This window comes from Pseudohongiella sp. (genome assembly GCF_011050365.1).
Taxonomy (GTDB): domain Bacteria; phylum Pseudomonadota; class Gammaproteobacteria; order Pseudomonadales; family Pseudohongiellaceae; genus Pseudohongiella.
In genome coordinates this window covers 16796-36277 of the sequence record NZ_DRFV01000009.1, presented here as the reverse complement: position 1 = coordinate 36277, position 19482 = coordinate 16796, and the positions used below count along the sequence as shown (strand labels likewise).

14 protein-coding genes are annotated in these 19482 nt (G+C 57.8%); 5 read left to right on the top strand and 9 right to left on the bottom strand.

Going from position 1 to position 19482, the window contains the following annotated elements:
- Positions 1 to 12 precede the first annotated feature (12 nt).
- Together ENH71_RS07885 and mtnC are read left to right on the top strand one after the other, a co-directional pair.
- Positions 13 to 570: a 1,2-dihydroxy-3-keto-5-methylthiopentene dioxygenase gene (locus ENH71_RS07885; protein WP_294132202.1), complete on the top strand. Its 558-nt coding sequence runs from the start codon at positions 13 to 15 to the stop codon at positions 568 to 570.
- Entirely contained in the window at positions 570 to 1262 is a 693-nt protein-coding gene (gene mtnC / locus ENH71_RS07880; protein WP_294132200.1) for an acireductone synthase, read from the top strand. Before ENH71_RS07885 ends, mtnC begins: the two co-directional genes overlap by 1 nt.
- A gap of 85 nt (positions 1263 to 1347) precedes the next feature.
- Here mtnC and ENH71_RS07875 read toward each other — a convergent pair whose 3' ends face one another.
- The 9 genes from ENH71_RS07875 to ENH71_RS07835 form a co-directional block, all read right to left on the bottom strand.
- Positions 1348 to 3309, bottom strand: a complete 1962-nt coding sequence (locus ENH71_RS07875) for an acetoacetate--CoA ligase (RefSeq protein WP_414704693.1) — start codon at positions 3307 to 3309, stop codon at positions 1348 to 1350.
- Between the two features lie 73 nt (positions 3310 to 3382).
- The gene (locus ENH71_RS07870) at positions 3383 to 4306 is read right to left on the bottom strand and encodes a hydroxymethylglutaryl-CoA lyase (RefSeq protein WP_294132194.1); all 924 of its coding nucleotides are present in this window, start codon (positions 4304 to 4306) and stop codon (positions 3383 to 3385) included.
- A 31-nt stretch (positions 4307 to 4337) separates the two neighbouring features.
- Positions 4338 to 6110, bottom strand: coding sequence for an acetyl/propionyl/methylcrotonyl-CoA carboxylase subunit alpha (locus ENH71_RS07865; protein WP_294137664.1), 1773 nt, complete (start codon positions 6108 to 6110; stop codon positions 4338 to 4340).
- Entirely contained in the window at positions 6107 to 6934 is an 828-nt protein-coding gene (locus tag ENH71_RS07860; protein WP_294132188.1) for an enoyl-CoA hydratase-related protein, read from the bottom strand. The genes ENH71_RS07865 and ENH71_RS07860 overlap by 4 nt, the downstream gene beginning before the upstream one ends.
- A gap of 51 nt (positions 6935 to 6985) precedes the next feature.
- Positions 6986 to 8587, bottom strand: a complete 1602-nt coding sequence (locus ENH71_RS07855) for a carboxyl transferase domain-containing protein (RefSeq protein ID WP_294132186.1) — start codon at positions 8585 to 8587, stop codon at positions 6986 to 6988.
- Complete coding sequence (locus ENH71_RS07850; protein WP_294132183.1) at positions 8584 to 9750, bottom strand: isovaleryl-CoA dehydrogenase; 1167 nt, start codon at positions 9748 to 9750, stop codon at positions 8584 to 8586. The genes ENH71_RS07855 and ENH71_RS07850 overlap by 4 nt, the downstream gene beginning before the upstream one ends.
- Before the next feature lie 111 nt (positions 9751 to 9861).
- On the bottom strand, positions 9862 to 11400 hold the full coding sequence (locus ENH71_RS07845; RefSeq protein WP_294132182.1) for a methyl-accepting chemotaxis protein: 1539 nt from the start codon (positions 11398 to 11400) through the stop codon (positions 9862 to 9864).
- A gap of 92 nt (positions 11401 to 11492) precedes the next feature.
- Positions 11493 to 14519 carry a bifunctional diguanylate cyclase/phosphodiesterase gene (locus ENH71_RS07840; RefSeq protein WP_294132179.1) on the bottom strand — a complete coding sequence of 1009 codons (3027 nt, stop codon included), beginning with the start codon at positions 14517 to 14519 and terminating at the stop codon, positions 11493 to 11495.
- Between the two features lie 184 nt (positions 14520 to 14703).
- Positions 14704 to 15873 (bottom strand): aspartate aminotransferase family protein, encoded by a 1170-nt coding sequence (locus ENH71_RS07835; RefSeq protein WP_294132177.1) that lies wholly within the window; start codon positions 15871 to 15873, stop codon positions 14704 to 14706.
- 115 nt (positions 15874 to 15988) lie between these two features.
- Between ENH71_RS07835 and msrA the strand changes: the two genes are divergently transcribed.
- From msrA to ENH71_RS07820, 3 genes are all read left to right on the top strand, one after another.
- Complete coding sequence (msrA, locus tag ENH71_RS07830) at positions 15989 to 16615, top strand: peptide-methionine (S)-S-oxide reductase MsrA (protein WP_294132175.1); 627 nt, start codon at positions 15989 to 15991, stop codon at positions 16613 to 16615.
- A gap of 202 nt (positions 16616 to 16817) precedes the next feature.
- Complete coding sequence (locus ENH71_RS07825) at positions 16818 to 17945, top strand: hypothetical protein (RefSeq protein WP_294132172.1); 1128 nt, start codon at positions 16818 to 16820, stop codon at positions 17943 to 17945.
- A gap of 111 nt (positions 17946 to 18056) precedes the next feature.
- Positions 18057 to 19472: an MBL fold metallo-hydrolase RNA specificity domain-containing protein gene (locus ENH71_RS07820; protein WP_294132169.1), complete on the top strand. Its 1416-nt coding sequence runs from the start codon at positions 18057 to 18059 to the stop codon at positions 19470 to 19472.
- Positions 19473 to 19482 lie beyond the last annotated feature (10 nt).

The window sequence follows — 19482 nt, the reverse complement described above, 5'->3', positions numbered from 1 at the left end:
CGAGGATAACAAATGAGCGCGTTAAAAATTTTTTCGGAATCGGACCCGGCCAATATCGAATGGCAGGCAACCGACCCGCTGAAAATTGCCGAGCAGCTGGCTGCCGCCGGTATTCGTTTTGAACAGTGGCAGACAGCAGCAACGGTGTCTGCCGGTGACAGCAGCGATCAGGTGATGGCGGCGTACAAGTCCGACATTGACAAGCTGGTGGCGGAAGAGGGCTACCAGACCGTGGACGTGATCAGTCTGGATGCGTCCAATCCCGAGGTTGAAGCCAAAGTGCCGGAGTTGCGTCAGAAGTTTCTAAGCGAGCACAGACACAGCGAAGACGAGGTACGCTTCTTTGTCGATGGACGCGGCCTGTTCAGCCTGCATTTGCAGGACAAGGTCTACGAAGTGTTGTGTCAGAAAGGCGATCTGATTTCCGTGCCGGCCAATACGCCGCACTGGTTCGACATGGGCCCGAAGCCGTCCTTCGTGGCGATCCGATTTTTCAACAACACCGAAGGCTGGGTTGCCAATTATACCGGCAGTCCGATCGCGGAATCGTTTTCCCGTCTGGAGTCATAATGAAGCCGATTGCTATTGTTACGGATATTGAGGGAACGACCAGTTCCATCCGCTTCGTTAAAGATGTCCTGTTTGTGTATGCCGAGCGGTTTCTGCCGGAGTTTGTCCGCAAACACAAGGAAGAGCGCGATGTGGCACGTCAGCTGCGAAGCATGAGCGAAAGCACCGGAATTCCGCTAAAGAACACCGAAGCGCTGATCGATCAGTTACGTCTGTGGATGCATGAAGACAAAAAAGTGACCGAGCTGAAAGCGCTGCAGGGCATGGTGTGGGAGCGCGGCTACCAGCGTGGGGAGTATCAGGCCCACGTCTACGCCGATGTGCCGCCCAAACTGCAGGAGTGGCTGGACGAAGGCATTAACCTTTATGTGTATTCCTCCGGTTCAGAAAAAGCCCAGCGCCTGTTCTTTCGCTACTCAAACTGCGGTGACCTGCGCCTGATGTTCGCCGGTTATTTCGATACCAGCATCGGCGCCAAACAGGACGTGCAGTCCTATGTCAATCTGGCCGAGCAGATCGCACTGCCAGCCAGGGACATCCTGTTCCTGTCCGATATTGAGGCCGAACTCGACGCCGCTGCCGAGGCCGGCATCAACACCACCTGGGTGGTGCGCCCGCAGGAAGGTACCGTGGCGCCGAAAAAGTCCAAACACCCCATCGTCAGCAGCTTCGCCGATATCAAGCTGGACTAAAGCGTAATGGGGACGGAGGAGATACTTTTTATTCCCTCCGTCCCCATTCTTTCGCCGTCCCCATTCTTTCGCCCATTCTCTTTGATCAAAAAGTATCTCCTCCGTCCCCTTTAAAAAACGTCAGGGAGTCGGGATTGGCGAGCGCATCCTGGTTTTTGACAGGGCGGCCATGCAGGGTTTCGCGCACGGCGGTTTCGGCGATTTTGCCGTTAAGCGTGCGGGGGATGTCGCTGACCTGGCGGATGATGGCTGGCACATGGCGGGGTGAGGCGCCATTGCGAATGCTGAGTTTGATGTCGCCGATCAGTTTCTCATCCAGCGTGCTGCCGGGCTGCAGGCGCACGAATAGCACAATACGTACATCGTTGTCCCATTCCTGGCCGACCGCCACACTTTCCAGTACCTGCGGTAACTGCTCTACCTGGCGGTAGATTTCTGCGGTGCCGATGCGCACACCGCCCGGATTAAGCACGGTGTCGGAGCGGCCGTAAATAATCCAGCCACCATGGACAGTCTGCTCGGCATAGTCACCGTGAGTCCAGACATTGTCGAAGCGCGCAAAATAAGCCGCCTGATACTTTTTGTGGTCCGGGTCATGCCAGAAACCGGTCGGCATGCAGGGGAAGGAGTGCTGGCACACCAGCTCACCTTTCTCCTGCGACACCGGCTGGCCCGCCTCGTTATAGACTTTCACATCCATGCCCAGACCGGCACACTGAATCTCGCCGCGGTGCACCGGCAACAACGGGTTGCCCAGCACAAAACAGGAGATGATGTCAGTGCCCCCGGAAATCGACTGCAGACTGATGTCGGTTTTGACCTGCTGATAGACATAATCAAAACCTTCTGCGCTCAGCGGCGAGCCGGTGGAGAGCAGCGTATGCAGCTTCGGCAAATCATGAGTCTGCCGTGGTTGGACACCGGCTTTTTCCGCCGCCGACAGGTACTTGGCGGAGGTGCCAAAGATGGTGACACCGGTATCTGCCGCCAGATCAAACAGCACCGACGACTGCGGGTGGAAAGGTGAGCCATCGTACAGCACCAGCGTGGCGCCCGAGGCCAGACCGCTAACCAGCCAGTTCCACATCATCCAGCCACAGGTAGTAAAATAAAACAGCACATCGTCGCGCTGCAGGTTCAGATGCAGATGCTGCTCCTTGCGATGCTGCAACAAGGTCCCGCCCGCACTGTGCACGATGCACTTGGGCACACCGGTCGTGCCGGACGAGTACATGATAAACAGCGGGTGTGAAAACGGCAGGCTGGCAAACGTCATGTCGGTGTTTTGGTCACCGGCCACTGCGTCATGCCAGTGGACGACCGTGCTATCGCCCTTGGGGTCGTCGCCCGCGGCGCCGTACAGATCGGGCAATAACACCACGGTTTGCAGGGACGGCAGTCCCGACATCAGTTTCTCCAGCACCGCCTGATGGGTATTGACGCGCCCCGCGTAACAATGGCTGGGCACTGCAAACAACACCTTCGGTTCAATCTGGGTGAATCGGTCCAGTATGCCGCCAACGCCAAAGTCCGGGGAACATGACGACCAGATGGCGCCCAGGGAGGCGCTGGCCAGCATGGCTACCACCGTTTCAATGCGGTTGGCGGCAAAACCGGCAATGCGATCACCGGCCTGTACGCCTTGTGCCAACAACCATTGCTGCAGCAACGACACCTGTTGATAGAGCCCGGCATAACTCAGTGCCTGCCGGTTATTGTGCTCATCGCAGAATATCAGTGCAGTGTGCTCATCGCGAAACCGCAGCAGGTTTTCCGCATAATTCAAATGATGTTCGGGAAACCACTGGTCCAGCCAGAACCGGCGGCCATGTTTCAGCACTTTGGCATCGGCAGCTGCGTCGACCGTCATGCTGGTGAATGTCATGCACGCCTGCCAGAATGTCTCCCGGTTTTGCACGCTCCAGCGATGCAGTGCCGCGTAGCTGGCAAGCTGTACGCGTTGCGTCTCGTTGATCCAGTTGATGAAGTCGACCAGGTGGCAGTCACCTGGCGCTGCCGTTTTGAGATCAAAACGCGCCTGACTCATGATGGATGCGTCGGTTGTGGTCGGCATGGGTTCAGGTTCCGTTCTTGGGTTTTACAAACAGGGTGCGAAAAAATCAGGCGCCACGTGCCACCGGCAACCCGGCCAACGCCACCCGCGACTGGTTGTGACGCTCAAGCTGAGCACAGATCCAGTGGCTGGTATCAATCAGCCGCGACAAATCGACACCGGTGTCCATGCCCAGGCCGTGCAGCATAAATATCACATCTTCGGTGGCAACATTGCCACTGGCGCCCTGCGCATAGGGACAGCCGCCCAGACCCGCGACCGAGGCATCAATGGTGCTCAGCCCCAGTTGCAGCCCCGACATGATGTTTGCCAGCGCCTGCCCGTAGGTGTCGTGAAAATGCATGGCCAACTTGTCGGCACTGGCTTCCTGCAGACAGCGTGACAGCACGTCATGCACATGCTGTGGTGTGCCGGTGCCGATGGTATCGCCAATGGATACCTCGTAGCACCCCAGGGCCATCAGTTCGCGCACCGCCATGGCGACATCGGCGGCCGGTACGTCGCCCTGATAAGGGCAACCCATGGCACAGGACACATAGCCGCGCACCGGAATGCCGGCTGCGTTGGCCGCAGCACAGACGTCGGTAAAGCGCCGGATACTTTCTTTGATGCTGCAGTTGATGTTTTTCTGACTGAACAGTTCCGAGGCCGCCGCAAACACTGCCACTTCGTCTACGCCTGCCTGCACGGCACGGTCAAAGCCCTGCATATTGGGGGTCAACGCGCTATAGCGCACCCCGGGCAGGCGCGTAATGCCGGCAAATACCTCCGCCGAATCGGCCATCTGCGGAATCCACCGGGGTGACACAAAGCTGCCGGTTTCAATGCGCTGCAAACCGGAGGCCGCCAGCCGGTCAACCAGGCCGGCCTTGACCGATGTGCTGAGCTGCATTTTTTCATTTTGCAATCCGTCACGCGGCCCCATCTCAACAATGCTCACCGGATGACCTTTCAACTCTGCCATGTTCATCGTCGCTGCTTCTCCCTCGGGTATTGGCGCATCAGGGCGCATCACTGGCGACAAATGCCATCAACAACTGATCGGGTTGCACCATGTCATCCGTGTCACAGTGCACCGCTTCGATGCTGGCGTCGGCGCTGGCCTTTAGCGTATGTTCCATCTTCATCGCCTCCATCACCAGCAAAGGCTGGCCAGCGACGACGCTGTCGCCGGCAGCCACATGGATCTTGATGATGCGACCGGGCAGGGGGGCTTTTAATGCCTGTTGTGCCTGCCCCTGCGCACCAGTCCCAGTCAACGTGTTGATGTCAGTGGCAGCCGATGCCGCTGCCCCCGCGTACAGAGGGCGCAGGTGGTATTGCTGGCTGAAGGTGTTGCTCTGACCCTGATTCTGTCGCCAGCCGGCCAGCGCCGCCCAGCCGCTGTCATGCGGGGCAGCGGCGCCGCTGCGGCGTCGACGTAATGCCACGGCAATAGCGTCTTCATGCTGGGTCAGAAATCCGGTGTGCAGCTCTGCCGCACGAAACGCCGATGTATCGAGCACGGCGCCTAGGAAATCAGCGTTGTGACTGATGCCGGTAATGCGCAATTGCGCCAGTGCCTGTGACAATTCCTCTATCGCTTCGGCGCGTGTCGGCGCTGATGCGATCAGTTTGCCCAGCATACTGTCATAAAACACACTGACGCGATCGCCACTGCGGAAACCGGCGTCTACCCGCAACGCCTCGCCCTGTGGCCAGACCAGCGCCGTAATCAGTCCGGTGGAAGGCAGGAAATCTGGGGCACCTGACTCGGCATTGATGCGCGCCTCAATGGCCCAGCCGCGCCGCGCAATATCCGCCTGCGTCAGTGGCAGGGTTTCGCCACTGGCAACGCGTAGCTGCCACTCCACCAGGTCCAGGCCGGTAATGCACTCGGTTACCGGGTGCTCTACCTGCAGACGGGTATTCATTTCCAGAAAATAAAATTCGCCGCCCTGATACAGGAACTCCACGGTACCGGCCCCTGAATATCCGATGCTGGTGGCCGCCCGCACGGCTGCAGCGCCCATGGCTTCGCGGGTGTGTTCAGCAAGGCCGGGGGCAGGTGCCTCTTCAATCAGTTTTTGATGGCGACGTTGCACCGAACAGTCACGTTCATGTAAATGCACACAATTGTCATGGTCATCGGCGAACACCTGAATCTCGACATGGCGCGCCTGCGTCAGGTATTTCTCCAGCAGCACACGCTGGTCGCCAAACGCTGCCTGTGACTCCCGTTGCACGGCCGCCAGTGCCTCATCGAATTCAGCGTCGGCGTTAACCACTCGCAAACCGCGACCGCCACCGCCCGAAACCGCCTTCAGCAACACCGGATAACCGACTTTTTGCGCAGCCTCGCGCAACAGCGTCACATCCTGGGCGTCGCCATGGTAGCCCGGCAACATGGGCACCCCGGCTTCAGCCATTAACTGCTTGGCCCGGGCCTTGGAGCCCATGGCGGCAATGGCATCGGCGCCGGGACCCACAAAGCGAATGCCGGCATTCTCCACGGCGCGCGCAAAGTCACTGTTCTCCGACAAAAAGCCGTATCCGGGATGAATGGCATCGGCGCCCCAATCGGCTGCGATGGCAAGAATCTGTTGCTGATCCAGGTAGCTGTCGCTGGCCGCATTGCCGCGCAGGGCAAAGGCCCGGTCAGCCAGCAAGGTGTGCAGGGCGTTGCGGTCGGCCGGTGAGTACACGGCAGCGCAGTCAATACCCAGGGCTTGTGCGGTACGCAAAATACGGCAGGCGATCTCGCCGCGGTTGATGACTAACAGGCGTTTGATCATGGTTTGTTGGGTTCCGATGCAGTGCCCTGTATCCATGGTGCCGGTTGTTTATCCAGAAACGCCTGCAAACCGCTCTGGGCTTCCTGGCCGGTCCGCACGCGGGCAATCAGTGCTGCGGTATAATCGGTAATTTCCCGCGCGGCAGGCACCGGCACCAGATAACTGATCAGGTTTTTGGTGGTGGCCAGTGCACGCGGCGCGTTGTTCAGCAGTTGCATGGCCGTAGCCATGACCTCGTTCATCAGCGCGTCGGCGGGCACGCAGCGATGCACCAGCCCGGCCTGCCGGGCGTCGTCGGCGCTGAACACCTCGGCGGTCAGGCAATAACGCCGCGCCTGGTGTGCCCCGATGCGCGCAACCACATAGGGGCTGATCACTGCCGGCACCAGTCCCAGTTTCACTTCACTGATACAGAAACGGGCGTCGTCGGCGGCTATCACGATATCCGAACAGGCTGCCAGTCCGGTGGCACCGGCAAACACATTGCCGTGCAGGGCCGCGATGACCGGTTTGGGAAACTGGTGCAGGGCCTGCAGCATGGCGGCAAAACACTGGGCATCATAAACATTTTCTTCGTGACTGAATTCCACCATCGACTTCATGTAATTCAGATCAGCGCCGGAGCAAAAACTTTTGCCACGTCCGGCCAGCACCAGCACCCGCGTGTTGTCATCCTTGGCCAGCGTGGTAAAGGTTTCTTGCAGCTCGGCGATCAGGGCCTGCGTCATGGCATTGTGTTTCTGCGGCCGGTTCAGCCACACAACGGTAACGCCTTCGTGCGGGCGGCTGATGTCCAGGGGGGAGGTGTCGGTTTGTGTGTTCATAACGATGCCTTATTCTTTTTCTTTAGATGGGTTTAGGCCTGTAGTCAGGCCTTACATCCTGAAAATGCCAAACTGAGTGTCCTGCGGCGGTGCGTGCCGTGCGGCAAACAGCGACAACCCCAACACAGAACGCGTGTCAGCAGGGGAAATCACGCCGTCGTCCCACAGCCGGGCACTGGCATAATAGGGATGGCCTTCGCGTTCATACTTGTCTTCAATGGGTTTCTTGAACTGTTGTTCTTCCTCTGCGCTCCAGGGCTGGTTTTTGGCAGCCAGTGTTTCTGCCCTGATCTGGGACAGTACCCCCGCGGCCTGAGCCCCACCCATCACCGAAATTCGGGCATTGGGCCAGGTCCACAGAAAGCGCGGATCGTAAGCGCGGCCACACATGCCATAGTTACCGGCGCCAAAACTGCCACCGATGAGCACGGTGACCTTGGGTACATTGGCAGTGGCGACGGCATTGACCAGTTTGGCGCCGTTCTTGGCGATACCTTCATGCTCGTATTTTTTGCCCACCATAAAACCGGTGATATTCTGCAGAAATACCAGGGGAATATTGCGCTGGCAGCAAAGCTGAATAAAGTGACTGCCTTTTAACGCGCTTTCGGAAAACAGAATGCCGTTGTTGGCAATAATACCGACACTCTGTCCCAGAATATCGGCAAAACCACATACCAGCGAGGCGCCATACAAAGGTTTGAACTCGTCAAACACCGAGCCGTCAACGACTCGGGCAATCACCTCGCGCACATCATAGGGCTGACGCACATCCGCCGGCACAATGCCCAGCAGCTCGTCACTGTCAAACAATGGCGGGGGCGCTGCCAGATTCAATGTGGGTGTCGAACGATTCAGGCGCGCAATGCTGCGGCGAATCAGTGCCAGCGCGTGCATGTCATCATCGGCCAACTGATCAGCAACACCGGAGATCTGACTGTGCACGTGGCCACCACCGAGTTCTTCCGCGCTGACCACTTCACCGGTGGCCGCTTTCACCAGTGGCGGACCGCCGAGAAAAATCGTGCCCTGTTCGCGCACAATAATCGATTCATCAGCCATCGCCGGCACATAGGCACCGCCGGCCGTGCACGAACCCATCACCGCTGCTATTTGTGGGATACCTGCGGCTGACATGCGTGCCTGATTGTAAAAAATGCGGCCAAAATGTTCACGATCCGGAAACACCTCAGCCTGGTGGGGCAGGTTGGCACCGCCGGAGTCCACCAGGTAAATACAGGGCAGGTGATTTTCGGCGGCAATCTGTTGCGCGCGCAGATGCTTCTTCACCGTCAACGGGTAATAGGTACCACCTTTGACCGTGGCGTCATTGGCGACAATCACGCAGCACTGGCCCGAGACCATGCCCAGTCCGCTGATCAGACCGGCGCCGGGAATATCGTCGTCGTACACCTGATAGGCGGCCAGCGCCGAAAATTCCAGAAATGGAGAGCCGGTATCCAGCAAGGCCTCAACCCGTTCGCGGGGCAGCAGTTTGCCACGTTGCTGATGGCGTTGTCGTGAGCGCTCGTCACCGCCCAGTGCCAGGGTTGCCGTCAGCGCCTGCAGCTCATCGCGCAGCGCTGAATGGTGCTGGTAATTGTGCGTAAATGCCTCGCTGTGGGCGCTGATGGCGGAGGTCAGACTGGTCATGGGCGCGTTTCCCGGAACAGTTCACGGCCAATCAGCATGCGGCGGATTTCCTGGGTACCGGCGCCGATCTCGTAGAGCTTGGCATCGCGCAGTAGACGGCCGGTAGGGTAGTCATTGATGTAACCGTTGCCGCCCAGTATCTGGATCGCTTCCAGCGCCAGTTGCGTGGCCTTGTCCGAGCTGAACAGAATGGCCCCGGCGGCGTCCTTGCGCGTGGTCTCACCGCGATCACAGGCCCGCGCCACCGCGTACACATAAGCACGGGCGGCGTTCAGGTTGGTATACATATCAGCGACCTTGCCCTGAATGAACTGGAAATTGCCGATGGCTTCACCAAACTGCTTGCGATCATGAATGTAAGGCAGCACAGCATCAACACAGGCCTGCATGATACCCAGCGGACCACCGGACAACACCACACGCTCATAGTCCAGACCGCTCATCAACACCCGCACGCCGCCATTTTCCGCGCCCAGAATGTTTTCTGCCGGCACTTCACAATCCTGAAACACCAGCTCGCAGGTGTTGGAGCCGCGCATACCGAGCTTGTCGAGTTTGGGGGAGTGGCTGAAGCCGGGGGAATCACGTTCTACCAGAAAGGCGGTGATGCCATGGGCACCGGCATCGGCGTCGGTGCGGGCATAGATCACATAAACATGCGCATCAGGGCCGTTGGTAATCCACATTTTGGTGCCGTTGAGCACATAGACATCACCCTGCTTGCGCGCGCTGAGCTTCATGCTGACGACGTCGGAGCCAGCATTGTGTTCGCTCATCGCCAGCGCGCCAATGGCTTCGCCACTGACCAGGCCGGGCAGATAGCGCTGTTTTTGCGCCTCACTGCCATTGCGGTAGATCTGGTTAACACACAGGTTGGAGTGGGCGCCGTAGCTCAGGCCGACACTGGCCGATGCGCGGCTGATTTCTTCCGCGACAATAACGTGCGCCAGATAGCCCAGGCCTGAGCCGCCGTACTCGTCCGACACCGTAATGCCAAGCAAACCCATGTCGCCCATTTTACGCCACAGGTCGGCGGGAAATTCGTTGCTCTGGTCGATTGCGGCGGCGCGCGGCGCAATTTCCCTGGCGGCAAATTGCGCGACCTGCTGTTGCAGCATGGTCAGGGTTTCGTCCAGGTCAAAACTCAATTGCGGGTAGTGCATGGTATCGGTCTCTTGCTACTCTGTTGAGTGATTCAATAGACCGATTCTAAACCAAATGTGAATGGATTCACATCATGTGATAACCCTGAATGGCAACTGGCAACCAGACCCTTACGCGCTGAATTGTTTAACCATCTCGCGCATGTCGGCAATGTCCTTGGCCAGGCGTTTGCTGCTGTCGGCATTGATGCGCGAAGCATCGCTGGTCTTCTCGGACTGGCCCTGGATATTGACGATATTGCGGTTCACTTCTTCCGCAACAGCACTTTGTTCCTCGACGGCGGTGGCCACCTGGAAGGTCATATTGCGGATATCCGACACCGCTTTACTGATGGACGTGTAGGACTGGCCGGCCTGCTGGTTGTAGCTGACACACTCCTGCGCCTTGCCCTGGGCGTCGGTAATGCTATCGACGCAGCTGTTGGTGCTGTTTTGTATCCGCGATACGATGTCCTTGATCTCGACTGTGGAGTTCTGTGTGCGCTGCGCCAGCGTGCGCACTTCGTCGGCCACCACGGCAAAACCGCGGCCTTGCTCACCGGCGCGTGCCGCTTCAATCGCCGCGTTCAGGGCCAGCAGGTTGGTTTGTTCGGCAATGGCGTTGATCACTTCAATCACTGAGCCGATAGCCTTGCTGTCAGCACCCAGGCCGTTGATAAGCTGGGTGATATCGTCGATATTTTCTGCCAGACGGGTGGTTGCGGACAGGCTTTCCTCAATGGATTGATGGCCTTGCTCCACTGAGTTGTCGGCCTCCTCGGCAGCAGTAGACGTGCGTGCCGTGTTGCTGGAGACCTCAACAATGGCGCTGGACATTTCGGTAACTGCTGATGACACCGATGCCAGTTCATGCTGCTGCTGATTGATGGCCTGATCAGTCACATGTACCGAGTCCGTGGCCTGCTTGGCCAGCGCTGTGAGACGGGTAGCCGACTCATCAATGCGTTTGAGAATGGTGTCGACCTGGGATTTGCGGAATTTCAGCGCCAGTTCAATGCTGCCCAGCTCGTCCTTGCGACCGGTATACACTGCACGGGCCATCGGATCATTGCTGATGTTTTCACAACTTCGCAGCAGCGGGCTCAGCTGCGACAGTTGCCGCGCGCAACCGCCGATGCCAGCGATCGCGGCCACCAATGCCAGCACCCACGCCAGTGGTCCGGACAACAGGCTCAGCGCCGCAATGACCGCGGCCAGCGCAACACCCTGAATAGCGAGCATGGATTGCCGCCAGGACAATAGTGATGTCATGCGCATCGACGCACCGGCGCGCAGTTTCCTGTACATGGATTCGGCATTGGCGACATGCCTTTCATCCGGGCAGGAGCGTACCGATTGATATCCGGTGACCTTGCCATTTTCTATCACCGGCGTGACATAGGCGTCGACCCAGTAGTAGTCGCCATTTTTGCATTTGTTCTTGACCATGCCCATCCACGGCTGGCCCGCCTGTACCGTGTCCCACAGCGCCTTGAAGGCATCTTTGGGCATATCCGGATGGCGCACAAGGTTATGCGGCGCGCCCATTAATTCCTTCTCGGTAAACCCGGAGATGTTGATGAATTCCGGATTGGCGTACCTGATATGGCTCTTCAGGTCAGTGGTAGACACTAGTTTTTCGGCGGCGGAGAACTGTTTGCGTTGTGACATGACCGGGTCTCTTTCGTGTAAAGGTATTCATACACCATAGCGGCGGTGGTCATACGAACTTGAGACGGAATCGGAATCGGTTCAAGAAATTGTCAGGCAGCGCCTGATGGCATGCCGAGGCCCAGGTACCAGGCAACAAAATCTTGTGAATCACAGGGGCGGTGATAATAAAATCCCTGAATCTGGTCGCAACGGTGTTCACGCAGGAATGCCAGTTGCCGGGCGCTTTCCACGCCTTCGGCGACCACGGTCAGGCCCAGGGTTTTGCCCATGGAAATGATGGCCTTGCTGATGGCCTGGTCTTCCTTGCTGTGATCCAGGTCGCGGACAAATGCGCGGTCAATTTTCAGCGTGTCGATCGGGTAGTGGCGCAATTGTCCCAGTGAGGAATAACCGGTACCAAAATCATCGATGGCAAAACGCACACCTTGACGCTTGATAGCGCTCATCAGCTCAATGGCGCGCTCCGGGTTTTGCATCACCAGGCTTTCGGTGATCTCCAGTTCCAGCATGTCGGCGGCAAAGCCGGTGCGCGTGAGCACGTCGCTGATATGTTTGGCCAAGTCCGGGTGATTGAACTGGCGCGCGGACAGGTTGACCGCCAGCGTCAGGGCCGGCAGACCCTGTGCCTGCCAGGCTACGAGCTGCTGACAGGCGGTTTCCATGACCCATTCGCCAATGGGAATAATCAGGCCATTGTCTTCGGCAATCGGAATAAACTGCACCGGCGACACGTCACCCAGCTCCGGATGATGCCAGCGCAGCAGCGCTTCAACGCCGACCACGGTATTGCTGGTCGTGCACATTTTGGCCTGATAGTGCAGACTCAACTCACCGCGCTCCAGCGCGTGCCGCAACTGCAGTGACAGGTTGGCACGTTCCTGCGTGTACTGGTGCAGGTCTGCGGAATAGGTGCGGTAGTTGTTGCGACCATCATCCTTGGCTGCATACATGGCGGTGTCGGCGTGTTTCATCAGGCTTTCTTCATCCTGGGCATCAAGCCCGAACAGGCTGATGCCAATACTGCCGCTGACGGCAAATTCACGCTCATCCAGTGCGATGGGCTGCTTCAGCATTTTCAGCACATTCTCCGCTATCTGGCCGGCCTGCTGTTTTTCGGTGACTTTGTGCAGCAATACAACAAATTCGTCACCGCCCAGTCGCGCCACGATATCACTGTCACGCAGAGGGTGGCGCAGACGCTTGGCAACTTCCGTGAGCAGGGCGTCGCCGGTGTGATGGCCGTAGGTGTCATTGACCGCCTTGAAGCGGTCCAGATCAATAAACATCACCGCAAAACGCTGGTCGGCGTAGCGATTGGCGGTGCGGATGGCATGGCGTAACAGTTCGCTGAACATCACCCGATTGGGCAGCCCGGTCAGGGTGTCATGGGTGGCCAGGTGTTTGATGCGATCGGCAATGCGTTTTTTCTCGGTAATATCGCGCGATATGCCGCGGTAGCCGGCAAATTCGCCGGTGCTGTCGACAATGGGTTCGCCGGCCAGGGAAAAGTGATATCGACTTTTGTCTTCATTGGTAAATGATAGTTCAAGATCCTTGAAGGCTTGCCCTTTTTTCATCAGGCGACGAATCTGGCGCCAGTTGTGCGAGTCAGGCCGCACGCCGGGCACTTCCCACAAATGCAGCCCTAACAGGGTTGATACAGCCTTCTGATTGCTGCCACCGACCACACGGCCTTCATACTTGGTGAAGCGCAGGTGGGCATCCTGCTCCCAGTAAAAGTCCGAGGTCAGATTGGTGAGGCTGCGAAAACGGGCCTCGCTTTCGCGAATCAGGGCGGCGGCGCGGGCCTGTTCTTCGGCGTTGGCAAAGCTGTCGAGGGCAAAGGAGATGTTGTCGGCCATGCTTTGCATGGCGGCCTGGGTCTCGCTGTCAAAGGCATCTTTGATGTGGCTGAAGAACAGCATCACCGCAGTCACCTGCTTGCGCTGAAACAGCGGGAAGGCAGCAGCACTGTTCAGGTTTTGCTCCAGCAGGTGATCGCGCCAGGGCAGGGAACGCTCGTCATTGGGGTAGTCATTGCTGATCATGGCGACACCCTCGCGCAACGCAGCGCCTGCCAGGCCCTGACCCAACGGGGTATTGGCTTCAGTGCTGATCGGCACCGGCTGAGTCTCGAATGTCTCATCACCCATCACCACCAGGCCACGAAAGTTGCCGTTGCCATCGGGGGTTACGATCATGGACATGGCAAACAGATTTGCATTAACCGCAGCCGCGCAGACATTCTGGTATAGGGTGTCGACACTGTCGGCACGGAGAATGGCTTCGTTGATGAGGCTGAGCGTGGAGAAGATATGCTGCAGGTGCAGGGCGCGGGTTTCGGCCATCTTGCGATCTGAAATGTCGCGGCTGACGCCGATGATGATCCAGCGCCCGTTCAGGCAGGTGGCGCGGCTGTAAACTTCGATGATGCCGGGTGTGTCACCTTTCAGCGTGACACGGCGCTCAATGCGGCTGCTGCCGCCCTGGTTGATCAGGCGGGTGTATCGCTGGGTGAGTTCTTCCGGGGTAAACCCCAGCGCCTCCGATGGCCCCATGGCCAGCACTTCTTCGCGGGTGAAGCCGTAGGCGCGGGCAGCGGTGTCGTTGACATCCAGAAAGGTGAGATTCTCCGGATCGACCAGATAGATCATGTCCATGGACATATCCATGGCTGCGCGGAAGCGCAGCAGGCTGGCCTCGCTGTTATGCTCACGGCTCATGTCGATGGCGACACAGTCATAACCCAGGAAAGTACCCCGGGCATCGAACTGAGGCACGCCACTGACCTGCAGGTAAACGTTTTGTTCGGCACCGGTCAGGCGGCATTTGATCTGACGGAAAGCCTGTCTGGCGCTGACACTGGCCTGATAGCGGGGCCAGTCTTCGGTAGCCGCGCTGTCGGCTTCGCCCAGCTCGCTCAATTTGTGTCGAAACAGTATCTGTGCAGCCGCAGAGGTCTTATCACTGTAACTGCTGATACTGGTGCACACGCCAGCGGAATCTTCCTGCCAGCTTAAATCCGCGCACAGTTCCACGACCTGCTGCAATGCCTCAGGTGTGGTGTGGCGCAGGTCAGATTCTCCCAGGTGGGTGAGGTGGTCTGTGGTTTGCATAGTCTCCCAACTACAATTGGCCGTGATCTCTTTGGATCCGACACTTTATTATTATCAGTGTGCTTTCTATGCAGTGCGCTTTCCATGAAAGCACCTGATTTTTGTTGTAGCTTATTACGTTTTGTTACAATGAGGCAAACCCGCGAATTTTCCCAGCTGCTATAGCCTGCCCCGAGTAACGGGCTCACGACAAATCGGCACAGGCCGCGGCCAGCAATTCAAGACCTTCATCCACTTCTGCGGCGCTGATGTTCAGCGGTGGCAACAGTCGTACCGAGTTACCACCAGCCTTCACCGCCAGCAGTTTGTATTTGGCCATTGCTTTCAGCAGGTCGGCGTTGCTGCCGGCGCAGCGCAATCCCACCATCAGGCCCAGACCGGTATGGCCAGCCAGCACGGCAGGGTAACGCGCGGTCAGCTCATCAATGCCGGCCCGCAACTGTGTCGCCCGTTCGTTCACCTGCACTAAAAAGCCCGGCGCTGTCAGCACATCCAGCACCGCATTGGCCACCGCGGTTGCCAGCGGGTTACCGCCAAAGGTGCTGCCGTGGGTGCCTGCGGTCATCACTTCAGCTACATGTTCTTTGGACAGGCAGGCACCAATCGGGAAGCCGCCGCCCAGTCCTTTGGCTGACGCCAGCAGGTCGGGCTCAACGCCCAGCACTTCATGGGCAAACAGATAACCGGTTCGTCCTACGCCTGATTGTACTTCGTCAAACATCAATAAAATGCCGTGTTCATCACAAATCTGACGAACGGCCTGCAAATATTCCACCGGTACCGCGCGAATCCCGCCTTCACCTTGCACCGGTTCCAGAATGATGCCGGCGGTGTTTTCGCTGATGGCGGCGCGCAAAGCGTCCAGGTCGCCAAAGGGCACCTGGTCGAAACCGGCATCACCGACCAGGAATCCCTCGATATGAACCGGATTCAGGCAGGCGGCAACGGGTGCCAGGGTGCGGCCGTGAAAAGATTGGGTCAGTGAAATGATACGTACGCGCTGCTTGCGGCCGTGGTGATAATGATATCGCCGCATCATCTTGAAGCCACACTCTACGGCCTCGGTGCCGGAATTGGCAAAGAACACGCGATCGGCGAAAGTCAGCTCGACCAGGCGCTTGGCCAGACGTTCGGTGGGCTCAATGCTGAACAGGTTGGAGGTGTGCCACAGCGTGTCGGCCTGTTTCTTCAGGGCCGCGATCAGGTGCGGGTGGCAATGCCCCAGGCAGTTCACCGCGATGCCCATGGTGAAGTCCACATAGCGTTCATTGTCGGCGGTATACAGGTAGACGCCCTGGCCGCGCGCGAACTGAAGTTCCGGGTGACCGTAGTTGGCCATTAGTGCTGAAGTCATTGATCAATCCTGACATGGGTGGAAACGTTGGTGTGTTATTCTAGGCGGCAGGTTTGATCTTGTACATGCAAGACTGCAATTTGCTGACAGTGCCAATCGGCGTGAGTGAGGATTTATGGGTTTATTCGACAAAGACAGAATGATAACGGCAGATCGCGCATTGCGCGGGCGCGACACCGCCATACGCATCAGCGGTCAACATCATGTCAATGGTAATCCCATGGTGCCGCCGTTGCCTGCGGATATGCAGGAAGCTGTGTTTGCCCTGGGCTGTTTCTGGGGGGCAGAGCGCGTGTTCTGGAAAATCCCGGGGGTTTACAGCACGGCAGTCGGCTACGCCGGTGGTTTTACACCGAACCCGACCTATGAGGAAGTGTGCAGCGGCTCCACCGGGCATACCGAAGCGGTGCGAGTGTATTTTGACCCGGCAAAAGTGACTTATGCAGCACTGTTGAAGGTATTCTGGGGCTCGCATGATCCGACCCAGGGCATGCGCCAGGGCAACGACCGGGGCACACAGTACCGGTCGGCGATCTATACGCTGTCGGAAGAGCAAGGTCTGCAGGTGGAAGCCAGCCGGACGGAGGCGCAGAAACGGCTGGATGAGGCCGGGGCAGGAATTATTACTACAGAAATCGCGCCACTGGCCGATTTCTACTACGCTGAGGAATATCACCAGCAGTATCTGGCGAAAAATCCGCAGGGGTATTGTGGGATTCGTGGTCTTCCCTGTTTGATCTGAAAAACTACCGTCGTTGCCATTGCTTCGCTTACGTTTTTCGGGTTTTAGAGAATTCTGTCCTACTTCGGCGGATTAATCTTTGTCACATTAATGTCATCAAGCTGTTGTTCAAGTAACACGCAGTTGTCTTTTTATTGTCTTTAATCAGACACATGACAATTAATATACAGTTCAAAATCTCACGCTAAAGGGGAGAATTTACGTGAATCAAAAATCATGGCTGGGGTTGGCACTGCTGCCAATGCTCAGCACGGCTGCGTACGCGCAGGATATCGATTTTTCCGGAGACCTGCGTCTCGGAGTCGTTGGACTGGACAGGGATGATCGCAACGGTCAACAGGTTGATGACACCGAAGTGGATTTGCGGGTCAGGGCCGGGGCACAATGGAATATTTCCGACATTTACAGTGCCAAAGCCCGTGTTGCCGTGACCGGCAATGACAGTGACTTCAATGGCAACCTGAAGTTCTACACCGAATTACCTGCCGGTTCCTCCAATATCAATGCAGGCGACATGACCTTTGATGAGCTGTTCGTGCGCGCCCGTTATGGCAACTGGGATCATCGCGTAGGCCGGTTCCAGTACCAGAACCGGCTGGATGTGGTGGCGCCAAAATCGATGTCACGCACCAGTTCCAACAGCTGGAATGTGCACTGGACCGATGGGCTGCACAGTCGTTATCGTGCCGCCAACGGTTGGCAATACAACTTTGTTCTGGATTATTCCACCGAGGATGGCGCCAGCCTGGTGCGTCGCGGGCCGCTGAACTACCAGTCGTCAGACAGCAGGATCACCTACTACGCATCGGTTGATAAATCCGACGCTGATGGTCTGTTCCTGCAGCGCTCGGTCGATGTCACCGTGATTCCATCCGCACTGTATTACAACGGGGTGGCAGCCGGCGACAAGACTGATTACGTTACTTTCGGTGCCCGACTGGCGATGCAGTGGGCGTTGCGCGGCGAGAGCCGATTTGTCGCGGGCGCCGAAATAGCGCATGCGCTGGACACGCCGACTCTGGCGGCCATGGGTCTGCCAGGCCTGGGTGATAGCGGTGGCAACGCCTGGCAGGTCTCCGTCAACGTCGTGGATATGGCCCCGGGTCACAGCATCGGCCTGGTGCACGGTGAAAACGATGCCGGCTGGCTGCTGTCCACCGACTTCACCAACAACATGTCACTGACCGAAATCCGCTGGAACTGGGAAGTCCTGTCCGGTCATCTGTTCCAGATCCGCGTGCGTGACCGCGAAGATCTGATCCAGCGAAGTTCCGCCGTGCGCAAGCGCCACGACGTCGATTATTTCGTGCGCTACACCATCAGCCTGTAATTTTTATGGGGACGGAGGAGATACTTTTTAACCACTTCTCCGTCCCCATTAGAGCCAGAGAAGTGGTCAAAAAGTATCTCCTCCGTCCCCATTGTCGTCTAAGCTTGGGGTATGGAGAATTATCCCGGGTTTGAACATCATGGCGCGACACAGGGCGTGACCGGCAGCTGCCATCGCTACCTGGCGGCGCCGGATCTGCACTTTCTGATCGATTGCGGGCTGTTCCAGGGCCGTGATGCCATTGGCGACACGCTGGACATTCATCGCATCGAGTTTGATATTTCGGCGGTCAGGGCGCTGCTGGTGACGCATGTGCACATTGACCATATCGGGCGGTTGCCGTATCTGCTGGCGGCCGGGTTCAATGGTCCCATCTATTGCAGCGAGCCCTCGGCGCGTTTGCTGCCGCTGGTAATCGAAGATGCCCTGAAAGTGGGGTTTACCCGCGATGCTGCGCTAATCCGGCGTTTCCTGGATACGGTCGACAAACAGCTGGTGGCATTGCCGTATCGGCAGTGGCACACCGTTGCCGAAACCGATGACGCCAGCGTTCGCATCCGCCTGCAGCGTGCAGGTCATATTCTGGGTTCGGCCTACATCGAAATTGAGAGTTGTTACAAGGCTGATGATTGGCGGCACCGCACTGTCTATTCCGGTGATCTTGGTGCACCGCATGCGCCGCTGCTGCACGCACCCGAATCCCCCGAATACGCTGATACCCTGGTGATTGAAAGCACCTACGGCAACCGCGTGCATGAAAATCGCGAAACTCGCCGGCAGCGCTTACACAGTGTATTGAGTCACGCGCTGCAGAACCGGGGTACGGTGATGATCCCGGCTTTCAGTATCGGCCGCACGCAGGAGCTGCTGTATGAGCTGGAAGGGTTGATTTATCAAGGACGTCACAACGGTGATTCGGGCTGGGCAGATTTACAGGTGATTGTCGACTCACCGCTGGCGGCCAGATTCACCACCGTCTACCGCGAACTCAAACCGTTCTGGGACGACGAGGCGCAGGACACGCTACGGGCCGGCCGCCATCCGCTGGATTTTGACAGCCTGTACACGGTTGATAGTCATGAAGAGCATCTGCAAACCGTTGCTTACCTGGCCAAAACCCGGCAACCGGCGGTGGTCATTGCCGCCAGTGGCATGGCCGCCGGCGGGCGCATTGTCAATTATCTGAAAGCCATGCTGCCTGATCCGGTGCACGATGTACTGTTTGTCGGTTACCAGGCCAGAGGCACACTGGGGTATCAGTTGCAGCAGCTGCCCGCCGGATCTGAAGCGTCGGTAGAGATTGACGGCGAAAGGGTGAAGGTTGCCTGTCCGATCACCAGCATCGGTGGCTACAGCGCACATGCAGATCAGCAGGACTTGTTGAACTTTGTGGCGGGTATGCAGGCATGGCCGCAGCAGATTCGACTTGTGCATGGCGAGAGCCGGGCGCGTGAAACCTTAAAAGCAGCGTTTCAGGCCATGGCGGCAGAGGCGGGCAGGGAACTTGAGGTGGTGGTGCCAACGTAAATGGTACGGA